The organism is Mycetocola miduiensis, from assembly GCF_900115155.1.
Classification (GTDB): Bacteria; Actinomycetota; Actinomycetes; order Actinomycetales; family Microbacteriaceae; genus Mycetocola_A; species Mycetocola_A miduiensis.
This window is the reverse complement of the sequence record NZ_FOVM01000002.1, coordinates 420,023-441,380: the sequence shown is the minus strand read 5'-3', so window position 1 is coordinate 441,380 and position 21,358 is coordinate 420,023. Positions and strand designations below refer to the sequence as shown.

Annotated in this window: 16 protein-coding genes; 4 read left to right on the top strand and 12 right to left on the bottom strand. The window is 64.7% G+C overall.

Annotated elements, in window-relative coordinates:
• The 4 genes from BM197_RS05835 to BM197_RS05820 form a co-directional block, all read right to left on the bottom strand.
• Positions 1-194 (bottom strand): helix-turn-helix domain-containing protein (locus tag BM197_RS05835; RefSeq protein ID WP_143095010.1); only part of this gene is annotated, 194 nt, incomplete at its 3' end.
• Positions 195-347: 153 nt separating this feature from the next.
• Entirely contained in the window at positions 348-1,214 is an 867-nt protein-coding gene (locus BM197_RS05830) for a universal stress protein (RefSeq protein ID WP_090709647.1), read from the bottom strand.
• An 86-nt stretch (positions 1,215-1,300) separates the two neighbouring features.
• Positions 1,301-1,951, bottom strand: a complete 651-nt coding sequence (locus BM197_RS05825) for a response regulator (protein WP_090709646.1) — start codon at positions 1,949-1,951, stop codon at positions 1,301-1,303.
• Complete coding sequence (locus BM197_RS05820; RefSeq protein WP_177216735.1) at positions 1,944-3,638, bottom strand: sensor histidine kinase; 1,695 nt, start codon at positions 3,636-3,638, stop codon at positions 1,944-1,946. The genes BM197_RS05825 and BM197_RS05820 overlap by 8 nt, the downstream gene beginning before the upstream one ends.
• 191 nt (positions 3,639-3,829) lie before the next feature.
• Here BM197_RS05820 and BM197_RS05815 point away from each other — a divergent pair, with 191 nt between their 5' ends.
• A complete protein-coding gene (locus BM197_RS05815; RefSeq protein WP_245762406.1) occupies positions 3,830-5,119 on the top strand; it encodes a WS/DGAT domain-containing protein in 1,290 nt (429 codons plus the stop codon).
• 30 nt (positions 5,120-5,149) lie between these two features.
• Here the strand turns inward: BM197_RS05815 and BM197_RS05810 are convergent, their stop codons facing one another.
• From BM197_RS05810 to BM197_RS05800, 3 genes are read right to left on the bottom strand one after another with little or no spacing between them, the layout of a single operon-like run.
• A complete protein-coding gene (locus tag BM197_RS05810) occupies positions 5,150-5,368 on the bottom strand; it encodes a hypothetical protein (RefSeq protein ID WP_245762405.1) in 219 nt (72 codons plus the stop codon).
• A 25-nt stretch (positions 5,369-5,393) separates the two neighbouring features.
• On the bottom strand, positions 5,394-6,410 hold the full coding sequence (locus tag BM197_RS05805) for a zinc-binding alcohol dehydrogenase family protein (RefSeq protein ID WP_218151826.1): 1,017 nt from the start codon (positions 6,408-6,410) through the stop codon (positions 5,394-5,396).
• A complete protein-coding gene (locus BM197_RS05800; protein ID WP_143095009.1) occupies positions 6,407-6,898 on the bottom strand; it encodes a hypothetical protein in 492 nt (163 codons plus the stop codon). The genes BM197_RS05805 and BM197_RS05800 overlap by 4 nt, the downstream gene beginning before the upstream one ends.
• 124 nt (positions 6,899-7,022) lie before the next feature.
• On the opposite strand from BM197_RS05800, the gene BM197_RS16835 reads away from it, so the two are divergent.
• The 3 genes from BM197_RS16835 to BM197_RS05785 all read left to right on the top strand — a co-directional run bounded on the left by BM197_RS16835 (position 7,023) and on the right by BM197_RS05785 (position 12,896).
• Positions 7,023-7,556: a universal stress protein gene (locus BM197_RS16835; RefSeq protein WP_090709641.1), complete on the top strand. Its 534-nt coding sequence runs from the start codon at positions 7,023-7,025 to the stop codon at positions 7,554-7,556.
• A 194-nt stretch (positions 7,557-7,750) separates the two neighbouring features.
• Positions 7,751-10,135, top strand: coding sequence for an HAD-IC family P-type ATPase (locus tag BM197_RS05790; RefSeq protein WP_090709640.1), 2,385 nt, complete (start codon positions 7,751-7,753; stop codon positions 10,133-10,135).
• A gap of 199 nt (positions 10,136-10,334) precedes the next feature.
• Positions 10,335-12,896, top strand: a complete 2,562-nt coding sequence (locus tag BM197_RS05785) for a cation-translocating P-type ATPase (RefSeq protein WP_090709638.1) — start codon at positions 10,335-10,337, stop codon at positions 12,894-12,896.
• A gap of 5 nt (positions 12,897-12,901) precedes the next feature.
• Here BM197_RS05785 and BM197_RS05780 read toward each other — a convergent pair whose 3' ends face one another.
• The 5 genes from BM197_RS05780 to ppsR form a co-directional block, all read right to left on the bottom strand.
• The gene (locus BM197_RS05780) at positions 12,902-16,099 is read right to left on the bottom strand and encodes a beta-phosphoglucomutase family hydrolase (protein ID WP_090709636.1); all 3,198 of its coding nucleotides are present in this window, start codon (positions 16,097-16,099) and stop codon (positions 12,902-12,904) included.
• Positions 16,100-16,159: 60 nt separating this feature from the next.
• Positions 16,160-17,218, bottom strand: a complete 1,059-nt coding sequence (locus BM197_RS05775) for a zinc-dependent alcohol dehydrogenase family protein (RefSeq protein WP_090709634.1) — start codon at positions 17,216-17,218, stop codon at positions 16,160-16,162.
• A gap of 28 nt (positions 17,219-17,246) precedes the next feature.
• Positions 17,247-17,936 carry a BON domain-containing protein gene (locus BM197_RS05770; RefSeq protein ID WP_090709633.1) on the bottom strand — a complete coding sequence of 230 codons (690 nt, stop codon included), beginning with the start codon at positions 17,934-17,936 and terminating at the stop codon, positions 17,247-17,249.
• An 87-nt stretch (positions 17,937-18,023) separates the two neighbouring features.
• On the bottom strand, positions 18,024-20,480 hold the full coding sequence (gene ppsA / locus BM197_RS05765; protein ID WP_090709631.1) for a phosphoenolpyruvate synthase: 2,457 nt from the start codon (positions 20,478-20,480) through the stop codon (positions 18,024-18,026).
• 12 nt (positions 20,481-20,492) lie between these two features.
• On the bottom strand, positions 20,493-21,356 hold the full coding sequence (gene ppsR, locus BM197_RS05760) for a pyruvate, phosphate dikinase/phosphoenolpyruvate synthase regulator (RefSeq protein WP_245762404.1): 864 nt from the start codon (positions 21,354-21,356) through the stop codon (positions 20,493-20,495).
• Positions 21,357-21,358 lie beyond the last annotated feature (2 nt).

Genomic DNA, 21,358 nt, shown 5'->3' with positions numbered 1-21,358 from the left:
CGGTGCGGGCGCGAGGACCGGTCCTGCATCCCGGCCTCGCCCATCGCGGCGTATCGTTCGGCCCACCGGTTCGCTGTCGGCCAGGAGCAGTTGAACGCTTTCGCGGCCTGTGAGACTGGCCAGCCCTGATCGATGATCAGCCGCGCCACTCGAAGTCGTTGGCGTGGAGTTAGAGCAGCATTAGCGTGGGACATCGAGGACCTCCTGGCTGTCGAGAGTGTTTGTCTAAGCAACTCCCACTCTGCAACCGGAGGTCCTCACCTCATTCGCAGCAACTACAGCGAGTCGTCACACCGATTCAACCAACGTCCCTGTGCAGTACACCTAGTCCGCGTCCGGAACGAGCCTCAGGGCGCATGTACGGTTTCACGGACGACGACGGTTGGGACCTCCACCTGCCGAACAAGGGAGTGGCTGACCGGCCCGAGAGCCAGCCGAGGGGCTGCCTTCAGACCGTGATTCCCGAGCACGAGCAAACGACTCTGAGCGGCTGCGTCGTGCAACGCCTTCATCGCCGGAAGCTTCACCACCGCTTTCTCGATGGTCAATGTCGGGAACTCCCTCTGCACGGATTCGGTCGCCGTGTCCAAAATACCTCGATGCACCTCTTCCAACGCGTGCAGCGAATCGTCATCGAGATCCGACTGGGCCCACATCGGTGGAATCTGCCACGCGTGCACGGTCGTCAGCGTCTCGCCCCTGCGGACAGCCTCCGATGCCGCATACTGTGCCGCCACAAGTGACACCGCCGACCCGTCCACGCCCGCGACGATTCCCAAACGCGATCGGTCCACAGACAGGGGATCGTCGGGGATAATCGCCACCGGGCCGAACGACGTCGCCGCCAGACCCGCGCTGATCGACCAGGGAGCACCCACCTCAGCCTCTCTTGCCGAGTGTGTGCCCACAACCAGCAGGGTGTCCTCGTCGGAGAGCGAGCGAAGTTCCTCCACCGGATCGCCGAAAAGCAATCTGCTCTCCACCCTCAGCCGGGGATGCCGTGACTGTGCGGACCGGCGCTCCTGCTCAAGGGCGGACTCGGCAGCGTCTATGGTCGACTCCCTGACGGTGTGGCCTGTGGCAGGGTCCCGTTCGGCGACGACCCTCGCGATCAGCACGCTCTCGCCCCGCGCTTCGGCCCGGGTCAGCGCCCACTCGAGTGCTCGCTGGGCAGGTGCTGAGCCCTCCCAGCCCACAACCGTTTCTTCGGACATCTCGACTCCTCAGCAGGCATTCGAACGTGACCCGCACTAGACACAACACTCCAGCCGTCGTGGTCGGAGGTCCAGAGTCGAAAGTCCTATTCTGAAGGCCGTGACCGGTGCTCTAGTTGAACTGCCACCGCCTGCGTCCGCCGCTGGATGCCAAGCTTCGCCAGAAGACTCGACACGTAGTTCTTGACAGTTTTCTCAGCCAGCGCGAGAGTTTCGCCGATCTGTCGGTTGGTCATCCCTTCGGCGATCAACTCGAGGATCTCCCTTTCCCGGGTGTTGAGTGCGTCGACGGGAGAGGCGCTTGGCTGGCTGGCGGACATTCGCGTGAGCGCCATTCGCGATATCGCCGGGTCGAGAAGCCGCCGTCCCTGAGCAACGGCCCGAACAGCGTCGATCAGAGACGCCGACCGCATATCCTTCAGAACGTATCCTGAAGCACCCGCCACAACCGCGGCGTACACCGCCTCGTCATCATCGTGAGCCGTCAGGATGATGCACCGAACGTTGGGGTTTTGGGACCGGACGTCGCGGCACAAGTCGATCCCGTCGCCGTCCGGGAGGCGCATGTCGAGCAGGGCGACATCAGGCACGGTTGCAGCAATGCGGGGTCGGGCCTGCGCAACCGATCCCGCCTCTCCGACCACTTCGACGTCGTCTTCACTTTCGAGGAGCGCTGCCACTCCCCGCCGAACGACCTCATGGTCGTCCACGACGAATACGCGGATGGCTTCAGGCATCGTGTCTCCCATTGATCGGCACGTACCAGCGGAACGTCGCCGCCCCGTCGGTGGACGAGAAAGTCGCATCGCCGCCGCGGCTGAGCGCCCGTTCTCGCAGATTCGTGAGTCCGCTGCTGCGTGCGCTGGGATGGCCGGCACCGTCATTCTGAACTTCGATTTCAACTCCCGAATCCCTGATCGCGACGACGAGCGAAGCCTTGGTGGCAGACGCGTGCTTCGCGACGTTGGTGAGTGATTCCCGAACAACCGCCAGGACATCGTCGGCCAAAGCACCCACGATGACGAGATCGACCGGCCCCTCGAAGGACACCCAGGGCTTCTCGGTCAGCGCGGACCCCAGTTCTCCCACCAGGTCGATGATGCGGTGGCGGACCGAGATCTGCCCGCCGCGCGACTTCGGTGCCAGCGCGAACACAGCGGTGCGAATCTGGCCAATGCTCTGGTCGATATGGCTGATGGCCTGCTCAAGTCGTTCCGGCCCGCCGCCGGCTGGGAGTGTCCCGGCGATACTCTGCAGTTCCAGACCGGTCGCGAAGAGTTGCTGGATGACGTGATCGTGGAGATCTCGCGCGATGCGCCCCCGCTCCTCCATCAGTGCGATGTGCTGTCGGTCCGAGCGAGCGGCGGCCAGTTCCAGTGCGATGCCGACCCTTCCGGCTAGGTCCGCCACCATTTCCAGGTCTTCCGGTGCAAACGGCACGCCGCCGGGGAGACGGGAGACGGCAAGTACTCCGCTGGTCTTGCCTGCTGTCGAGAGGGGAACAGCCATGGTCGGCCCGAGCCCCAGGGTCTTGGACGCTCCCGGCACCTGGTCTTCGTTCAAGAGCAAAGGCTTGCCTGATTGGAGAACCCGTCCGGGCACCGAGCCCTTTCTGGAGATCTCGAGGCCAACGATGGAGTCCTCGTCCTGGCCTCTTGCCCGGACGATGATCATCGATTCCGAATCGCGAGAGGGGATGAGCACCCGAACGAGGTCTGCACATGCAACCTGTCGCACCCGCTCGACCACGAGTTCCAGGGGATCGTCGGTTGCCCCGGCCACGGCGACCGTCAGCTCCGCTGACGCCGCGAACCAGGCCTGCCGCCGTTGTGCGTTTGCGAACATGCGCGCATTATCGATCGCGAACCCTGCGGTTGCCGCGAGGGCTTTGACGAGCTCTTCGTCATCGGAACTGAATTCGCCCGCGGCTGCGTTGGTGAGATAAAGGTTGCCGAAGACGCGATCACCGACGAGGATCGGCACTCCCAGGAAGCTGTCCATGCGCGGGTGGTGCGCCGGAAATCCCGAGTACCTTTCGTCGTCGGCAAGGTGCGACAGACGGATGGGGTGTGGATCGACGATGAGGGCGCCAAGGAGTCCGTGTCCCTCCGGCAGGTGGCCGATTCGCTCCACGTCGGCTGTTCCCATCCCGACGTGAATGAACTGTTCGAGGTTCCCTTCCTGGCCGATCACGCCGAGCGCTCCGAATTCGGCCCTCACGAGATCGATGGCTGTTTCGACGATGCGCCGGAGCACGACCGGCAGATCGAGTTGCTGGCTGATGAGCTGATTCGCCTTGAGAAGCGCGCGCAGTCTCCCCTGAGTCGCGAGCACGTCCGATGCACGAGTAACAAGGTCGCTGAGCGCTTCGTCGAGCTTCGCGCGCGGCTCCTCAGGGAAAGTTAGGAAGCCTTCCTCCGTCATGGTGTCTCCCTCCTCGGCGCGTCCTAAACCGAGGGTAATCATGCGATGCCAGGCGGCGGTAGGGGGTTCAGGGGCTACAGCTGCACCCATCACCCGAGCGGCCTCGGCCGCGACTGCTCACTCAGATAAACCACCGCCGACGTTGCCGCAAGCCGCTTCCCGACTCCTGCCCGCGCACCTATGCTGTCTCCATGCGGTCGGCGACGGAGCAACTGGCGGCCGTCGATGAGGCCAATCTGGTGCTCGATCACGTCGGCCAGGTCAACGTGTTCCTCATCGCCGGGCTGTTCGAGCCCGGCGGCTTCGTCAGGACTGACGGAACGCCCGACATTGCAACGATGCGCGCGGTCCTCGCCGACCGGATCGCCGCCCTTCCGTCGCTGTGTCGTGTTCCCGTCCCCGTCGGCCGAAGCCATCACTGGGTGGAGGCGAAACCGGACCTGGAACGTCACATCCGGCTCATCGGCCCGTTTGACGGGATAGACGGGATCGAGCGAACGTGTGGTCAGCTCATGACGGTTCCACTTCCCCTGGACCGGCCGCTATGGGAACTGCTCATCGGGCCGGACTCGCGCACGGGAAACGTCGTATTCGTGCTTCGCATCCATCACGCTATCGCCGATGGGATGGCTGCTCTTGCCATCGCGCACGCGCTCTTCGAACGGGCGGCCACCGTCGATCGTCTCGCAGTATCAACGCCACCCGCGTCTGACCCGACGATGACGCCTGCTTCCATCACGACGCACGGCAAGCATCCGCTGCGCATGATGAGACGAGCAATCTTCAGCGTGGGCCGCATACTGAAGACCGTTTTCGGCAGGGGCGTGAACACAACGGTCCTTCTCGGTGACCGCGGGCCGCGACGAGGTGTCGTCTTCGTGGACACCGACCTCCGAGCGCTCAAGACGCGTGTTCGCCCATTCGGGATGACGGTGAACGACGCACTGCTTTCCGCCACAACAGCCGGATACATCGCAATGCTTCAAGCCGCGGGGGAGCCGATTCCCTCGGTCCTGCCAGTCTCGACCCCGGTCGCCCTGGGTCGGCGGGGAAGCTCAGGCAATCAGGTCGGAGTCATGATCGTCCGACTCCCCCTCGCCGAACCGGATCCTGACGCGCGCCTTCGCCTCGTCGCTGATCAAACGCATCTCGAGAAGCAACGGGCACGTGACCAGGGCACCCTCGAATTCATGCGCGGCCCGACAGGTGCCCGTATCATGGACCGAATCGGCCGCCGGCAGCGCCTGGTCGCCGGCTTCGTCACCAATGTGCCCGGACCAGCCAGCCGGATGTTCCTCGCCGGTGCTCCCGTTACTGCTGTCTGGCCGCTCGCGGTGCTGGCAGGCAACGTTCGGCTCGGTGTGGCTGCCTCGTCGTACGCCGGCAGGCTGTGGTGCAGCATCCACTTCGACGAAGCCTCGCTTCCGGGAGTGGTGTTCGCGCAGGCGATGAAAGAGGAGTTCGTCCGTCTGACGACCTGACCGGTCCCGATCCGCCGACCGAGCCCGTCGTCAGGCTCCGATCAGCGCGAGAGTGTTGTACAGAACGTATGCCGGCCACACGATCGCCTGAAGCAACCCGAGGATGACGCCCCAGAACGACCCGTCGGACTCAGAGACGAAATAGATTGCCGCTCCGATATAGGCCAGGAGAAAGAAAAAACCCCATGGGCCGTCGCGCACAATCACGCGAACTCGACTGTCGCGGGTCATTGTGTTGCCGTTGACCATGAGTACGCTCCTTCTGCTTGAGGTGTTACTGAGAAACGACTGGTGCCGCGGATGTGACCACGAGCGAGCCCGAGACGGCTCCTGCGCGCAGTTGGTTCAGTGCGTTCCGAGCACCGGTGAAGGGAAAACGAGTGACCGTCGGGGTGAGCCCGAGATTGCGCGCCAGGCGAAGGAACGCGGCGCCATCAGCTCGAGTGTTCGCGGTCACGGTTCGGAGATCCCGCTCATGGAAGAGGTTCGCTTCGTAAGACATTGCGGGAATGTCTGACATGTGGATGCCGGCAAGGACGACCGTCCCACCGCGTTCGGTGGCCTGGAGTGCGACGGGCACCAGCTCCCCCGCAGGGGCGAAGACGATCGCCGAGTCCAGTGGCACCGGGGCCCGCGCGGTCGCGTCACCGACGAAGGCTGCGCCGAGTTGCCGTGCGAGGCCCTGGTTCTCCTCTCCCCTCGTCATGACGAAGACCTCCGCGCCGGCAGCCACGGCCAGCTGACCGGTGATGTGTGCGCTGGAGCCATAGCCGTACAGCCCGAGTCGCCCACCTGGTACCAGGTTCGCTCGTGTCAGGGCACGGTAGCCGATGATGCCTGAGCACAGGAGCGGGGCGATATCGACCGGGTCGTCCTCGTTCGAGAGCCGGTACGCGAAGTTCTCGGCGACGCAGGCGTATTCCGCATAGCCTCCGTCATCATCCCAACCGGTATAGCGGGAACCTGGACAGAGGTTCTCGCGGCCCTCCCTGCACCAACGGCACGTCCCGCACGTGCGGCGAAGCCACGCGACGCCCACACGGTCTCCGCGGCGCAGCCGCTGCACTGACCTCCCGACGTCGCGGACCCTGCCCACGACCTGGTGTCCCGGAACGACGCCTGGTCGGTGGACAGGCAACTCCCTGTCGATGACGTGGAGGTCGGTCCGGCAGACGCCGCACGCCTCCACCTCTACGAGGACTTCGTCGCCTCCAGGTCGGGGAATCGTCCTGCTGGACAACTCGAGAATTCCGGGCGTGTCTGTGGTCACCCAGGCTCGCATGTCCGTCATCGGCTGGAACCGACCGGGCGACGCTCAGGAACGGCGGGGCGGCGGAGGGGTGCGCGTGGCAGCCAGCTCACGATACCCAGCAGGGCAAGAACCAAGACGAGCTGCACGGTCCCTGTGGCGAAGTAGAGAACCTGCAACCAGGAAGCTTCTCGAATGAAAACTACTTCGGTGAAGATCCAGATCAGCATTCCGAACCCGGCCACCGCCGACCAGAACAATGCCGACTCGCGGCGTACGACCAGGAGAGCAGACGCGACAGCCTGCGTGCCGCCGACGACGACCACCAGGATCACGCCCGGCACCGTGAAAGAGGGAAAGGGGCTGGTTTCCAGAAAGGTCGCGGGCATCCCGAGGTCACCGGTCGCGAGCAACGCGACTCCACTGACCATGGAGGATAGTGCGTTGAACGCGGTGACGCCGAGGAGCGACCAGAATATCGTCGTCCGAAGCCGAACACTCCACACGGCACCCTCCGTTCTCCATGGCACGCCTGGAAGTCCAGACTCTTTCAGTGAACGCGCTTCGCGTGCACAGCTACAGGGCGAAAGTCCCGAGTCTTCAGTGTGACTTTCGGCCCTACTAATTCTGTCCAGCGTCATCCAGCGTGGAGACATGACCGACAGCACCAGCAAACGTCACGTCGTAGTCGGAGTCGACGGGTCGGAATCATCCGTCGACGCCCTTCGGGAAGCTGCCGAGATTGCGGAGGCGCTCGGTGTGCGACTGGAGGCTGTGATGACGTGGGAATACCCGGTGATCGGAGATTACCGACCGATCCCCCTCCCGTCGCCGGAGGAGGAGGCCAGAACGATCCTGACGGAAGCGATCACCCACGCGTTCGACGGCGCACCTCCGCAATACCTGTCGACCACGACAGCTCCTGGACCGGCTGCGAAAACGCTCATCGAGCTGAGCAAGGATGCTCGTCCTGGGCAGCAGAGGTCATGGCGGGCTGGCCGGCGTGCTGCTCGGCTCGGTGAGCGCCGCTTGCGCGGAACACGCGAGCTGTCCCGTTCTGGTCGTCCACCGCCCACGTGCAGCGCCGGCTCCGCCAGCGACGCCGAGGAATTCCCGCACAGACAGTCAAGGGTGACGACCGTCGAACACCGCGTCAGGGAGTCGGACCGTCACGCTCTGGGTCTTTAGCGAGCGCGGTGCCTGTGCCGAGGGTCCACGGTCCTTCGTCCGTGCAACGTCACGAGGGACGAAAGCCCCTTCAAACGGATGCCGGTCATGAACGACGATGAATCGGTACGAAGGAAGGACCGGCGCATGGAGGGTTCAACACTCCTCGAGCAATCATTCCAGTCGTTCCTCCGAACCGGCGGAGTCGCACCGGGATGGGCGTGACAACCCCGACCGGGCTCAGCACCGCGGAGGTTCAGGAGCGCCGGGACCACGGGCTCGGCAACACCCAGCCGGATGACACGGGCCGGTCGCTCCTGAACATTGTTCGCGTCAACGTTCTTACGCTGTTCAATGCCGTCGTAGGCGGATGCTCCGCGCTTCTGTTCACGCTCGGAGCGTGGCAGGACGCTTTGTTCGGGTTGTTCCTCGTCGCCAACACTCTGATCGGCGTCGTGCAGGAATACCGGGCCAAGCGAACGCTGGCCCATCTCGCGGTGCTCAACGCGCCACGGGCCCTGGTGCTGCGCGACGGCCGTCGTGTCGAATGCTCCGTGGCGGACGTGGTGCTCGACGACCTGCTGGAGTTGCGTCCCGGCGAGCAAGTGACCGCGGATGCCGAGGTGGTCGCCGGTCGGGACATCGAAGTCGACGAATCCCTATTGAATGGCGAAGCGGACCCGGTGAGTGCAGATCTTGGCAGAGAGTTGTTGAGCGGGTCAACCGTGCTTTCCGGGAGCGGGCTCGCACGGGTCGTTCGTGTCGGTGCCGACTCGTACGCGGCACGCATCACCGCAGAAGCCCGGACCTTCTCACCGGTCCGCAGTGAATTGCGGGAGTCGATCTGGCGCGTCATCCGCTGGATTTCGATCGGGCTGCTCCCTGTCGGTTGCATCCTCCTGAACGGTCAAATGCAGGCAGCCGGCGGTTGGGCAACGGCGCTCTCGAATGGCGCCTGGCGGGATGCGGTGATCGGGGCTGTCGGGGGGCTCATCGCGATGGTGCCCCAGGGGCTCGTCTTCATGACATCCGTGGCGCTGGCGGTCGGGGCGGTGAAGCTCTCCCGACGCCGGGTACTCGTCCATGAGATCGCCTCAGTCGAAGGTCTCGCGCGGGTCAACATGCTGTGCGTGGACAAGACGGGCACACTGACGGAAGGGTCACTCGCTCTCGACCGCGTGGAACCCGTGGACCGACCACCGAAGGGCTGGAAGCTCGCGCTGGCCTGGTTCGCGGCTGATCCGGTGGCCAACGCCACGGCGCAGGCGATCGGGCGAGCGTTTCCGCCCGACAGCGTCGAAGCTGTGCTGCCAGACGCCACCATCCCGTTCTCGAGCCGCCACAAATGGAGCGCTGCCTATTTCGTTGATGGCCGAATGCCAGGGTCGTGGGTCCTCGGGGGCGCGGACATCGTGCTTGGCGCGTCGTCTGGTAGCTCGCCGACACTGCTGAACCGCGCCGGCTCAATGGCGGATACCGGCCTCCGCACACTGGTTCTCGCTCATTCAGACGTTCGCATCCAGCTGGCGGAGGACGGAGAAGCACCCGCTCTGCCGGCGGCGTTGGAGCCGGTTGCGCTGGTGGTGCTCCGCGAGCAGATCCGTGGGGACGCGGCCGAAACGATCCGCTACTTCGGCAGGCAAGGCGTGGAAGTGTGTGTGATCTCTGGCGACCACCCACTGACTGTGGCCGCGGTAGCACGGGAGGCCGGAATCCCCGGCAGCTTCACCGGCGTCGACGCGCGACTCCTCCCCCGAGACCCGGCCGAACTCACAAGCATTCTCCGTACAGACCGGGTCTTCGGTCGGGTCACGCCGGAGCAGAAGAAGGCGCTTGTGCTGGGCTTCCAATCACTCGGCTACACCGTGGCAATGACGGGAGACGGTGTAAACGACGCGCTCGCGCTGAAGCACGCGGACCTCGGCATCGCCATGGGCTCTGGTTCGTCGGCGGCTCGGGCGGTAGCTGACGTCGTGCTGCTCGACGGTGCCTTCGCCAGGCTGCCCGGGATCCTCGGCGAAGGCCGTCGGGTGATCGCCAACGTCGAACGACTGTCAAAACTCTTCCTCACCAAGACGACGTACGCAGTCCTTCTCGGGGTGGCCTGCGGAGCGCTCCTCTTGCCATACCCCTTCCTGCCACGCCAGCTCTCGGTGGTCGACGGTCTGACGATCGGCCTTCCCGCTCTGGTTCTCGCCCTTCTGCCGAACGATCGCCTTTACCGTCCCGGGTTTCTGCGGAGAGCCCTTCGGTTTTGCGTCCCCTCCGGCCTTGTCGTGGCGGTCGCGGTCGCCCTCGTGGTCGCCTATGCCACTATCGTCGCTGCAGCGCCCCGCGCGGAGGTGCAGACATCAGCGGTCATCACGCTGACGCTCTCTGCCCTGTGGGTTCTGACCGTTCTCGCTCGACCGTTCACTCCCATCACCGCCGCGATCGTCGGGGCGTCATACCTCGGTCTGATAGTGGTCTTGTCGGTTCCCCTGATCGTGGACTTCCTGGAGTTGGACATGCCCCCGAACGATCTTCTGGTCGCCGCGATCGGCACTTCCGCCGGCGCGAGCCTGACCCTTGAGTGGGTGCATCGGCGATTCGGACGGTGACGGCGGGAGCGAGAAGCGAGACCGCGGCGACATCGGACACGTCGACGCCGGCACGGTCGTAGGTCCTGCCGCGTTCCTCAGGACGTTCGACCCTGGTCGAGCGATCCGGTCCGCAGTCAGACTCATGTGAAGGGCGCCCATGGCGGACGCGAGACGGGACGAGTCGACTGGATGCCAATGTGGAAGCGTGTACAGCGCGATGGCCCGCGAGCCTGAAAAGACGAGCTCGCCAGCCGGGCTGACATCGGGCGAAGCACAGGTCAGGCTGAACCAGGACGGTCCGAACGTGCCGCCTCCGGCGGCGCGTCGGTCACCTGTGGCTGCGTTGATGCGCCAGTTCACGCACTTGCTGGCGATACTCCTGTGGGCAGCCGCCGGGCTCGCCCTGCTCAGCGGAACACCAGCACTTGGCGTGGCTATCGTCGTCGTGATCGTCCTCAACGCTCTCTTCGCTTTCTGGCAGGAATACCGCGCCGACAGGGCAGCGGAGCGACTTCATGCTCTGCTTCCGACCGTCACGAGGGTTCGGCGAGACGGCTCGTTGGTGACCATCGACGCAGCCGACCTGGTCCGCGGCGACCGGGTGATGCTCAGCTCGGGTGATCGCATCGGAGCGGACATGAGGGTCGAAGAGTCCACTGCGTTCGCAGTCGACGAATCGATGATGACCGGTGAGAGCGACGCCGTCGCCCGTGCGGCAGGAGATCCGCTGTCGGCCGGCACCTTCGTCGTCGAGGGCCACGCGGAAGCGCTTGTCACAGCCACCGGTTCACACACGACGCTGGCGGCGATCTCAGAACTCGCGCAGGCCGCCACGAGGCCACCGAGTCCCCTGGCTCGTGAACTGGACCGTGTTGTCCGGACGGTGGCCACCATCGCCGTACTGGCTGGCGTCGGCCTCGGTCTCACCGGGATCGTTCTGGGACTTCAACCCACCGAAGCATTTCTGTTTGGGGTCGGTGTGGCGGTCGCCCTCGTACCGGAAGGTCTCCTGCCGACCGTCACTCTCGCACTCGCCCGCGGCGCCCAGCTCATGGCGGACCAGAACGCACTTGTCCGGCGACTCGACGCTGTGGAGACTCTCGGAGCAACAACGATCATCTGCACAGACAAGACGGGGACCCTTACCCAGAACCGGATGTCTGTGGTCGAAGTGTGGACCTTCCACGGGGCCGTCACCGTCACGGGTGAAGGATACGAACCGGTGGCCCAGTCAGGAGGCAGACCCGCTGCCCTGGCGCTCCTGCCCGGCATCTCGTCAACCGCTGCGCAATGCGTGGTGGGGCGCCCCATTTCTCGTGACGGGCAATGGGTGGCCGAGGGCGACCCGCTCGAGGCAGCGATCGTGTGCCTCGCCATGCGCAGCGGAATCGACATCGACGCAATTCAACCAGAGAGCCGGTTCCCATATACGGCAGACCGAATGATGAGCTCCGCGATTCGCCGCGACCGTGTCAGCGTGATCGGTGCACCGGAGAGAGTCTTTCAGCAATGCACGAACACGACTCCCGAGTGCACCCAGGCGGTGAATGCCATGGCGGCTCGCGGTCTGCGTGTGCTGGCCGTTGCCGGTCGGGCACTGACTGTTGGGACCTCAGCACAGGAAATCGAAACCGGGCTCGAACTTCTGGGACTCCTGGGGCTGGAGGATCCACCTCGGCCGGATGTTCACCGAGCGATCCAGTCGTGCCGCCAAGCCGGCATCCGAGTGGTCATGGTGACGGGAGACCATCCCGATACTGCTCGGGCGATCGCCCGGGAAGTCGGTCTGCTTCTTCCTGGGGGACCTGTGCTCGGACCTGACCTGCCCCGAGACGACCGGGAATTGGGTGCCATCCTCGACCACGAGGAAGGCGCCGTTGTTGCGCGCGTGGCTCCGGCAGACAAGCTGAGGATCGCACGGATTCTCAAACAGCGAGGACACGTCGTCGCTATGACGGGAGACGGGGTGAACGACGCTCCGGCTCTGAGGGAGGCCGACGTCGGGGTGGCGATGGGTGCGAGCGGGAGCGATGTTGCACGCGAAGCAGCCGACCTCGTGCTCCTCGACGACCATTTTGCGACGATCATTTCGGCCATTCGCCTCGGGCGAGCAACGTTTGCCAACGCCAGACGGTTCCTCACCTATCACCTGACGGACAACGTTGCTGAACTGGCGCCGTTCGCCGTCTGGGCGCTGAGCGGTGGCAACTTCCCCCTCGCGATCAGCGTGCTGCAGGTGCTTGCTCTGGACATCGGCACGGATATGCTCCCGGCGTTGGCCTTGGGAGTCGAACCTCCGAGCCGTCGAGTCATGCAGGGGAAGGACCGCTCGCACCCCTTGATCACCAGGCCGCTCCTCGTCCGCGCGTTCGGCGTTCTCGGACCGGTTGAGGCTGCCGTCTCCCTTACGGGTTTCACGACGGTCCTCCTGCTCGGAGGCTGGCGGTGGGGAGAATCAGCTCAGCCAGACCTGCTAGCCATGGCCTCAGGAACGGTCTTCGCCACGATCGCTTCGGCTCAAGTCGCCAATGCTTTCGCGTGCCGGAGCGAAACGCTTCCTGCATGGTCCCATCCCGTGTTCGCCAATCGCGCGCTGGTGTTCGCCGTCGGGGTGGACCTCGCTCTCGTGGTGTGTTTTCTGGGGATCCCTGTGCTTGCCGAGTTGTTGGGTGGCACTTGGCCGTCGTGGATCGGCTGGATCTTCGTGCTGGCGGGCGGGTTGGCCATTCTCTTCGTGGACGCTCTACACAAGTCGCTGAGGCGGGACAAGCGCACATAGCCGTACTATGCGCCGCTCACGGAAAATGCACGCGACTCGCCAGGACTCAATTGTGCCGCGGCACCCTCAACATTGACGAGCAGCGGTGCCGCACCACCGGGAAGAACAGACAAGCGCAGCATGGCCGAGTCGATGACGACCCGCACCAACTGCTGCTGGAAGTACACGGTGAAGTCTATTCCCGAGATTTCCGGAGGAAGCACGGGGTGTAGCCACAGCGTGCCATTGCGCAACTCCAGGCCGGTGTAGCAGCGTGTGACCATATCGATTGACCCAGCCATGGCACCGAGGTGCACCCCGGTGTGCGTTGTGCCGCCCTGACTGTCGGCCAGATCGCACTCGAGAGCCTGCACCAGGAAACTCCACGAACGTGCCCGGTCCCCGCGGGCTTCCACCCAGGAATGCACGACGCTGCTGAGGGTTGAGCCGTGGCTGGAGCGTTCCCGGTAGTACTCGACGGTGCGAGGAATCGCCTCCGGCGGGAAGTCATAGCCCAGACTGAGGAGAACTTGCCGCAATTCGTCGGCGCTGAAGAGGTACAGCAGCATCAGGACATCAGCCTGTTTGCACATTTTGTAGTTGTTGGTGTGGTCCCCCTCGGACGCCAGAATCAGGTCGAGCCGGCCGATCGCACCATAGCGGGCGCGGTACCGGTCCCAGTCGAACTCCTTCAGATGCTCATAGCCCTCGAACTGACTGATTACGCCGTCAGCATGGAACGGGACCCGCAATCGGCTGCCGACGCGTCGCCAATCGTCCGGTTCGCCCGGACGCAGCTGGACCCGGTTCCACATCTGGTCGGCGTACCGCGGCGATAGCAACGCTACGACCTCCACCGCTCGTTGCATCACCCAGGCGGCCATCACGTTCGTGTAGGCATTGTTGCGTAACCCGGTGCCCGGGGCGTCGGGGTACCCGTCATGGAATTCGTCCGGTCCCATCACACCTGCAATGTCGTAACGATCGGCCGTCTCGTCGTGAATGGCCAGACTGGAAAAGAAACGGGCGATCTCGATGATCAGTTCGGCACCTTGGTCGACGAGATACCCGATGTCGCCCGTGGACTCGTAGAATTTCCACGCGCTGTAGGCGATGGCGAGACCCACGTGCCGCTGAAGCCGCGAATTGTCGGGCATCCACTCATCGTCACGCAGGTTGAAGAGTTCCGTGGGTGTCTCCTCCCGCCCGTCGATGCCGCTCTGCCACGGGAACATCGCACCCTGATGGCCCGCCGCCCGCGCGGCAGCGCGTGCCTCGCCGAGCCGTCGATAGCGGTAGCCGAGCAGCGCCCGGCTGATTTCCGGGCGGTGCAGAGACAACGTCGGGTAGACGAACATCTCGTCCCAGAAGATGTGTCCCCGATAGCCTTCACCATGCAGCCCGCGCGCCGGCAGCCCCGCGTCAAGATCGGCGGTGACGGCGGCGACGCTCTGGAGCACGTGGAAGATATTGATGTTGAGAGCCAACTGCTGGCGCGAGCCGACCTGCTCTCGACCCGTCTCCAGCACGACAGCGAACTCGTTCCACAGCTCCCGCCATGCCGACTCGTGCGCAGAGACAAGGTCCGCCAGGTCGGGCAGTCGGCGCATCCGGTTCGTCACCGCGAGCGCAGGCGATGAGATGGCGCGGTCGCGCGACGTGCAGACCACCACGGTTTTTTCGATCGTTATCGCGTGCGCCTCCCGCGCCTCCAACCTGAGTTCGTGGCCGACCCAGCCCGCCGCATCCGTCACCAGAACACGACGAGGGTGCTGCACGATCCCGTCGACGCGCACCCGGGTACGGGCTGCCATCACGATGTGGATACCGGACTGGGAGGTCTCCATTTCGAGTAGCACCGTGTCGGCGTCTGGCTCGGCGGTCGCGCGCGGCCTCAGGTGGGTGTCAGCTAGGAGACGGTACTCGGGAACGTTACGGTTTGCGACGCGCCCGTCCACCGCCGAACGTGCGGTGATCGGACCGGACCAGTTCTCTGCTTCGAACGTGACCGCGAGGCCGGCCACGTGGTCGTCGTGTTGGGATACGAAGCGCTGCTGGGTGACGCGGGTGATACGGCCTCCGGAATCCCGGGTTCGGAAGGTTCGCGTGAGAACGGCCCGGCCGAGGTCGAGCGTCTGTTCGTAATCGAGCACGTCGGCCGTCCGGATGTCGAACCAGTCACCTGTGTCGCCGATGCGGAACGCGAGGGGCAGCCAGTTCGGCGCGTTCACCAGGCTCTCGTCCTCTTCAGTGCGTTCATCGATCTGGGTGCGCAGACGGTTGTACACACCGGCGAGGTACGTGCCGGGATAGTGCGGTGGTGTCGGATCTGCCTCTGGTGCGGCGCCACGGGTCGCCCAGTAACCGTTTCCGAGTGCGCAGAGGGTTTCCCGCAGTGGCTCGGTTGCGGGGTCGAATCCGACGTAGTGCAACCGCCACGGGTTGGTGTCAGATCCCCCACCGGCCCATCCGAGGTGAGCGGCCGCCAGACGCTTTTCCAGGTCATTGAGGTCAGTCACCACCACATGTGTACCCGCGGTGCGGAGTGCGTCCTCGTCTCCGTTCCGGTTGACTCCGACGACCCATCCAAAACCTCCGTTGGCGGCCGCGGCGACGCCTGCGTAAGCGTCTTCGAGTACAACGGCCTTGGCGGCCGTCACGTGCAACTGTCGCGCCGCTTCCAGGAAGGTGGCTGGATCAGGCTTGCCGGGCAGGTGCATGCGCCTGGCGTCCGTGCCGTCCACAGTGACATCGAAGAGGTGGGCGATTCCGGCCGCCTGCAAGACGCGACCGCAGTTGCGGCTCGAGGTGACGACAGCCGTGGGGATGCCGCGCGTCTGTAGACGGTGCAGAAGGGAGATCGCATCGGGGTAAGCGGCGACCGGATGCTCGTCGAGTTGGCGCTCGAACAACTGTTGTTTACGAGCCGCGAGGGACTGGACGGTCGGAGTCTCGGGCGGGGCTTTCTCAGGTGTTTCGGGGAGGGTGATGCCGCGCGTGGCGAGGAAGGTGCGGATGCCTTCTTCACGTGGCCGGCCGTCGATGCTGCGCCGGTAGTCCTCGTGCACGTCGAAGGGGGCAGCACTCGGCGCCAGCAGCGGCAGCACCTCGTCGAAGAGTCGCTTCCAGGCGGCGGCGTGCGCCGTGGCGGTGTCGGTGACGACGCCGTCCAGGTCGAAGATGACCGCCTCGTAACGTCTGGTGTCTTCTGAGGACAGGGCCATGTCAGGTCTCCGACGATCGGCCCCGGCCAGGTTCGAAACCACAACACACCGCGCCGCGTGCTAACTGCGGCTGATCACAACTTTGAGCGCCTTGGTCTCGGCGGCTCTCCCGAAGGTGTCATAGGCGTCAAGCATCTGGTCGAAGGTGAAATGATGGGTGGCCAGTCGGTCGACCGGGATCTTCTTCTGCGCCACGAGTTTCAGCAGCATCCGGGTGGTGTTGGCATTGACGAGGCCTGTCGTGATCGTCACGTTCTGAATCCACAGGTCCTCCAGATGCAACTCCACCGGCTTTCCGTGCACACCGACATTGGCGACGTGACCTCCGGGGCGCACGATTTCGGTGGCCATGGTGAACGTCAGAGGAACCCCGACCGCCTCGATCGCGACATCTACTCCCGCACCGTCGGTCAGTGCGAGGACCTGCTGTTTCCAGTCGCCGGTGCCGGAGATCACTGTGTCCGTTGCGCCGAACTGTCTGGATTGCTCCAGCCGGTTGGTGTCACGGTCGATGGCAACGACGGTGGCTGCGCCGTACAGCCCCGCCGTCGCGATCGCGGCGAGCCCGACCGGCCCGGCACCTATGACTGCGACGACATCGCCGGGTTTGACCTGCCCGTACTGCACTCCGATCTCGAAACCGGTGGGCAGAATGTCTGAGAGCATGACAGCGTCCGTGTCCGGAACACCGTCCGGCAGTTTGTACAGGGAATTCTCCGCGTACGGGACCCGCACGTATTCGGCCTGGGTCCCGTCGATGAGGTGGCCGAATATCCAGCCGATGCCCGAGCGGCCTTCGTCGCCGAGGCAGTGCGAGAACAACCCCATCGCGCAATTCGCACAGTGCCCGCAGGACTTGATGCAGGAGATGATCACGCGGTCCCCGACCGCAAGACTCGTCACTGAAGCGCCCACCTCTGTCACCGTTCCGACGCCCTCATGCCCGAGGATGCGACCGGTTTGCACGGCGGGCACATCCCCCTTCAGGATGTGCAGGTCCGTGCCGCAGATCGTGGTCGTGTCGACCTGCACGACGGCATCCGTCGGGTGCAGGATCACCGGGTCGGGAGCATCTGTCCACGATTTCACCCCGGGACCGCCGTACACGAGTGCCTTCATTTTCGCGCTCACTTTCTCTCGTTGCCGCTCAGAGGACGATGATGTCGTCGATGACCTCCGCCACGTTCGGCGACGACCAGGCGGTGAGAACCGCCTGCTTCTTCTCGGCCCACGAGTGCACCGATCCAGTCAGCGTCACCGTGTTGCCTGAGACCGTCACCGTGATGGTGTTGGCGTCGAGTGTGGCGTTCCAGACGAAGGCGTTCTTGATGCGCTCAGCGGTGTCGCCGGCGGACGGCCGACGCTGAAGGGTGACCTGATTGTCGACGGAGACCACGCCGAGCACGCGTCCGGCTGCCTTGGCCGCCGCGACGCGCTGGTAGTTCCAATCGGCCTGGCCGGTGAGCACGACCTTGCGATCGTGCACCTTGGCCGTGACCGTGCTGGGGACACCACTGGTCCATTCGAGGATGCGGTCGACGGAGTGCTGGATGTCGATGTCAGCGTTGGAGGCGGGGTCGCGGCGAACGGCGATGTCGTCTTCGACGCCGGTGACACCATCCACCCTGTACGCAGCTTTCGTAGCGGCGGTTCGTTCCGCGATGCTGTCTACGGCGCCGGAAAGCGTCACGCGGCCGCCGTCGACCGAAACGCCGATATGAGTCGCGTTCACGTCGGGGGTCCAGTCGAGTTCTTCCTCGACGGCCCGTTGGATCGTCTTGTCGTCCTTCTGGATCGCCATGTCGTCGTGCGTGACCTGCCGCTTCGAGGCAGTCATCTCTGGTCCCTTCAGGCTGCGGATTTCTCCTCACAGTGTGGAGGGGCTCGCTCGGTGCCGGCAGGGTCGAAGGTCCCGCGGGTGCCGTCATCGACGTGTCTCGGCGGTCTCCGCGAGCAAACCCGACCCGGACCGGCGCGATGCGGCGGGCGTCGTCGACGCCTCTGTTCCGCCTGCTCGCTGGGCCAGTCTCAGCCAGGTCTCCACGATGGTGTCCGGATTGAGCGAGATGGATTCGATGCCCTGGTCCACGAGCCAGTCTGCGAGGTCTGGGTGATCGGACGGGCCCTGGCCGCAGATTCCGATGTACTTGCCGCGGCGTACGCAGGCCGCGATCGCTCGCTGCAGAACGTCGAGCACGGCCGGGTCACGCTCGTCGAAGGCGCCGGCGACCAGCGACGAGTCCCGATCGACACCGAGCACCAGTTGTGTCATGTCGTTGGATCCGATGGAGAAGCCGTCGAAGTGGTCGAGGAACCGGTCAGCGAGGAGGGCATTCGACGGGATCTCGCACATCATCATCACCTCGGGGCCCTTGTCGCCCCGACGGAGCCCGTTCTCGGCGAGGACATCGATCACCGCTGCGGCTTCCTGGACGGTTCGCACGAACGGGATCATGATCTTGAGATTGGTCAGGCCCATCTCGTCGCGGACGTACCGCAGCGCCTCGCATTCCATCGCGAAACAATCCGAGAAGCTCTTGGTGATGTAGCGGGACGCTCCCCTCCAGCCGAGCATCGGGTTCTCTTCCTCAGGCTCGTATCGCCGCCCACCGAGAAGGCTCCTGTACTCGTTCGACTTGAAGTCGCTCGTGCGTACGATGACGGGCTCCGGCGCAAACGCTGCGGCGATCGTCGAGACCCCCTCTGCTACCCGACGCACGAAGAAGTCGCGTGGGGAGTCGTATGCGGCGATGCGGTCGGCGATGTCCGTCTTGAGCTGGCCTGTCAGTTCGTCGTAGTCGAGGAGGGCCTGAGGGTGGATTCCGATCTGGTTATTGATGATGAACTCGAGCCGGGCGAGGCCGACTCCCCGGTTCGGCAGGGATGCAAACGAGAAGGCCTGGTCAGGCGTGCCGACGTTCATCATCAACCTGACCGGGATGTCCGGCATCCTGTCCAGCTGCGTCTGCACCTCGGCGAACTCGAGATGGCCCCGGTAGACGACTCCATCGTCACCCTCGGCGCACGAGACGGTCACGTCGCCGCTGCCGGCGAGGTCGCGTGTGGCGCTGCCGGTGCCGACGACGGCCGGGACTCCCAGTTCCCTCGCGACAATCGCCGCATGGCACGTGCGGCCGCCCCGATCCGTCACGATCGCCGAGGCCTTCTTCATGATCGGCTCCCAGTCGGGGTCCGTCATGTCGGCCACGAGCACGTCCCCGGCCCGGAAGCTGTCCATCGTCGCGATGCTGTCGAGGACGCGGACCGGGCCTGCCCCGATCCGCTGGCCGATTGCATGGCCAGTGACCAGCACCTCGCCTTTCTCGCGGAGCACGAATCGGCGGAGTACGTTTCCGCCTGCGCGTGACACCACGGTTTCGGGGCGGGCCTGCAGGATGTAGAGCCGCTTGTCGTTTCCGTCGCGAGCCCACTCGATATCCATGGGCCGCCCGTAATGCTCTTCGATGACGAGCGCGTGCCGGGCGAGTTCCTCGACCTCGGCGTCGGTGATGCTGAACCTTTGGCGATCGTCGAGGGGCACCTCAATGAAGACGGTGCTGCTGCCGACTCCGCGACCGTCCGCGTAACGCAGAGCGACCGCCTTTTCCCCGACCTGCCGCTTGAGGATCGCGCGCCGCCCCTGCCGCAGCGCGGGCTTGTAGACAAAGAATTCATCCGGGTTCACCGCGCCCTGCACGACAGCCTCGCCGAGCCCGTACGCGCTCGTGATGAGGACAGCGCGATCGAAGCCGGACTCCGTGTCGACCGTGAACATGACCCCAGAAGCTCCGATGTCCGACCGCACCATGCGCTGGACCGCCGCGGAGAGCGCGATGTCATGATCCCGGTAGCCACTGTGCACGCGGTAAGCGATTGCGCGGTCGTTGTACAACGAGGCGAAAACGCTTCTGATCGCGGAAAGGATGTTCTCGACTCCCCCGATGTTCAGATAGGTCTCCTGTTGGCCGGCGAACGAGGCATCGGGAAGATCCTCGGCTGTGGCAGACGATCGCACGGCCCACGTCACCACCTCCTGGTCCTGTTCAGCGGCCAAAAGCGCGGAGTATGCGTCGCGTATGTCACGCTCGAGCTCGGCAGGAAACGGTTGCCGTTCGACCCAGTCGCGGATCGCGGTGCCGGTCGCGGAGAGGGAGGCGACATCACTGACGTCGAGTCGGGCGAGGGCATCCCGGATCCGATCGGCGAGTCCGTCAGCGGAAAGGAACTGACGGTAGGCATCGGCCGTCGTTGCGAATCCCGTGGGAACCCGCACTCCCCTCCCGGCGAGCGCAGACACCATCTCACCAAGAGACGCGTTCTTTCCGCCGACCTGGGGAACGTCGTTCATATCGATGTCCTCGAACCACAGAACGTTCGTCATCTCATCTTCCTTTCAGGGATCTTCGGTCCGGAGTTCCATCGCCTGGACAATGGCTGCGGACGTTTCCTCTACACTCGACATCGCCGAGTTCAGGAACGGGATGCCGTGGCGGCGATACACCTTCTCGGCCCCCCTCAATTCCCGTGTGCACTGCTGCAGGCTGGCATAGGCAGAGTTCGGCCACCGTTCGCTTCGCACCTGATGGAGCCGAAGTGGGGTGCTCGTCAGTCCGAAGCATCGTCGAACGTGCGGTATGACGGTCGCAGGAAGTCCTTCACCTTCGTGCAGTGAATCGTCGGTGAGCGGGACGTTCGCCACGAGGAGTCCGAACTGGATGGCGAGATACATCGCGGTCTCGGTCTTTCCGCACCTGGACGGAGCGACGATGATGAGCTCAGCCACCTCCAGTGCCGTGGCGCCTTGTCCGTCGTCATGCTCGATGGCGTATTCGACCGCGCGCATCCGTTTCCTCACGCGGCGGCGCTCGTTGTCTTTGTGCCCCGCTCGGGATGATGTGGACGGTGTCGTCGCCAATTCCGCTTCCAGTGCGTTGAGGGGCGCACCTAGAAGGTCGATGATGATCGCCTGGGAACCGCCGAGAATCTGGCGCAGCTCGGCATCGGCGACGGTGAGGAACAGGATCGGCCGCAGACCTTTCGCCGCGACGCGGTCGATCTCGGCGGCTACCTCCCGCGCCGTCGCTTCGTTATCCACGAATGGGATGGTGCGACGGTCGAAGCTGAATGCCGGAAAGCTCGACAGCAGCGCCTCGGCGATCGTCTCACCGGTGACGCCCGTGCTGTCCGACACGACGAAAGCGGTCCGTCCCGGCATCCCCGCGCGTGCTGACGCGGTGTCGGTGAATGCAGCGGTCATGA

Excerpts from the sequence above, each read along its gene's own strand:
- BM197_RS05825 (WP_090709646.1), bottom strand. The coding sequence starts at position 1,951 with ATGCCTGAAGCCATCCGCGTATTCGTCGTGGACGACCATGAGGTCGTT.
- BM197_RS05790 (WP_090709640.1), top strand. The coding sequence starts at position 7,751 with ATGGGCGTGACAACCCCGACCGGGCTCAGCACCGCGGAGGTTCAGGAG.
- BM197_RS05830 (WP_090709647.1), bottom strand. The coding sequence starts at position 1,214 with ATGTCCGAAGAAACGGTTGTGGGCTGGGAGGGCTCAGCACCTGCCCAG.
- BM197_RS05810 (WP_245762405.1), bottom strand. The coding sequence starts at position 5,368 with ATGGTCAACGGCAACACAATGACCCGCGACAGTCGAGTTCGCGTGATT.
- BM197_RS05770 (WP_090709633.1), bottom strand. The coding sequence starts at position 17,936 with ATGACTGCCTCGAAGCGGCAGGTCACGCACGACGACATGGCGATCCAG.
- BM197_RS05775 (WP_090709634.1), bottom strand. The coding sequence starts at position 17,218 with ATGAAGGCACTCGTGTACGGCGGTCCCGGGGTGAAATCGTGGACAGAT.
- BM197_RS05805 (WP_218151826.1), bottom strand. The coding sequence starts at position 6,410 with ATGACGGACATGCGAGCCTGGGTGACCACAGACACGCCCGGAATTCTC.
- ppsA (WP_090709631.1), bottom strand. The coding sequence starts at position 20,480 with ATGACGAACGTTCTGTGGTTCGAGGACATCGATATGAACGACGTTCCC.
- BM197_RS16835 (WP_090709641.1), top strand. The coding sequence starts at position 7,023 with ATGACCGACAGCACCAGCAAACGTCACGTCGTAGTCGGAGTCGACGGG.
- BM197_RS05820 (WP_177216735.1), bottom strand. The coding sequence starts at position 3,638 with ATGACGGAGGAAGGCTTCCTAACTTTCCCTGAGGAGCCGCGCGCGAAG.
- BM197_RS05815 (WP_245762406.1), top strand. The coding sequence starts at position 3,830 with ATGCGGTCGGCGACGGAGCAACTGGCGGCCGTCGATGAGGCCAATCTG.
- BM197_RS05785 (WP_090709638.1), top strand. The coding sequence starts at position 10,335 with ATGGCCCGCGAGCCTGAAAAGACGAGCTCGCCAGCCGGGCTGACATCG.
- ppsR (WP_245762404.1), bottom strand. The coding sequence starts at position 21,356 with ATGACCGCTGCATTCACCGACACCGCGTCAGCACGCGCGGGGATGCCG.
- BM197_RS05780 (WP_090709636.1), bottom strand. The coding sequence starts at position 16,099 with ATGGCCCTGTCCTCAGAAGACACCAGACGTTACGAGGCGGTCATCTTC.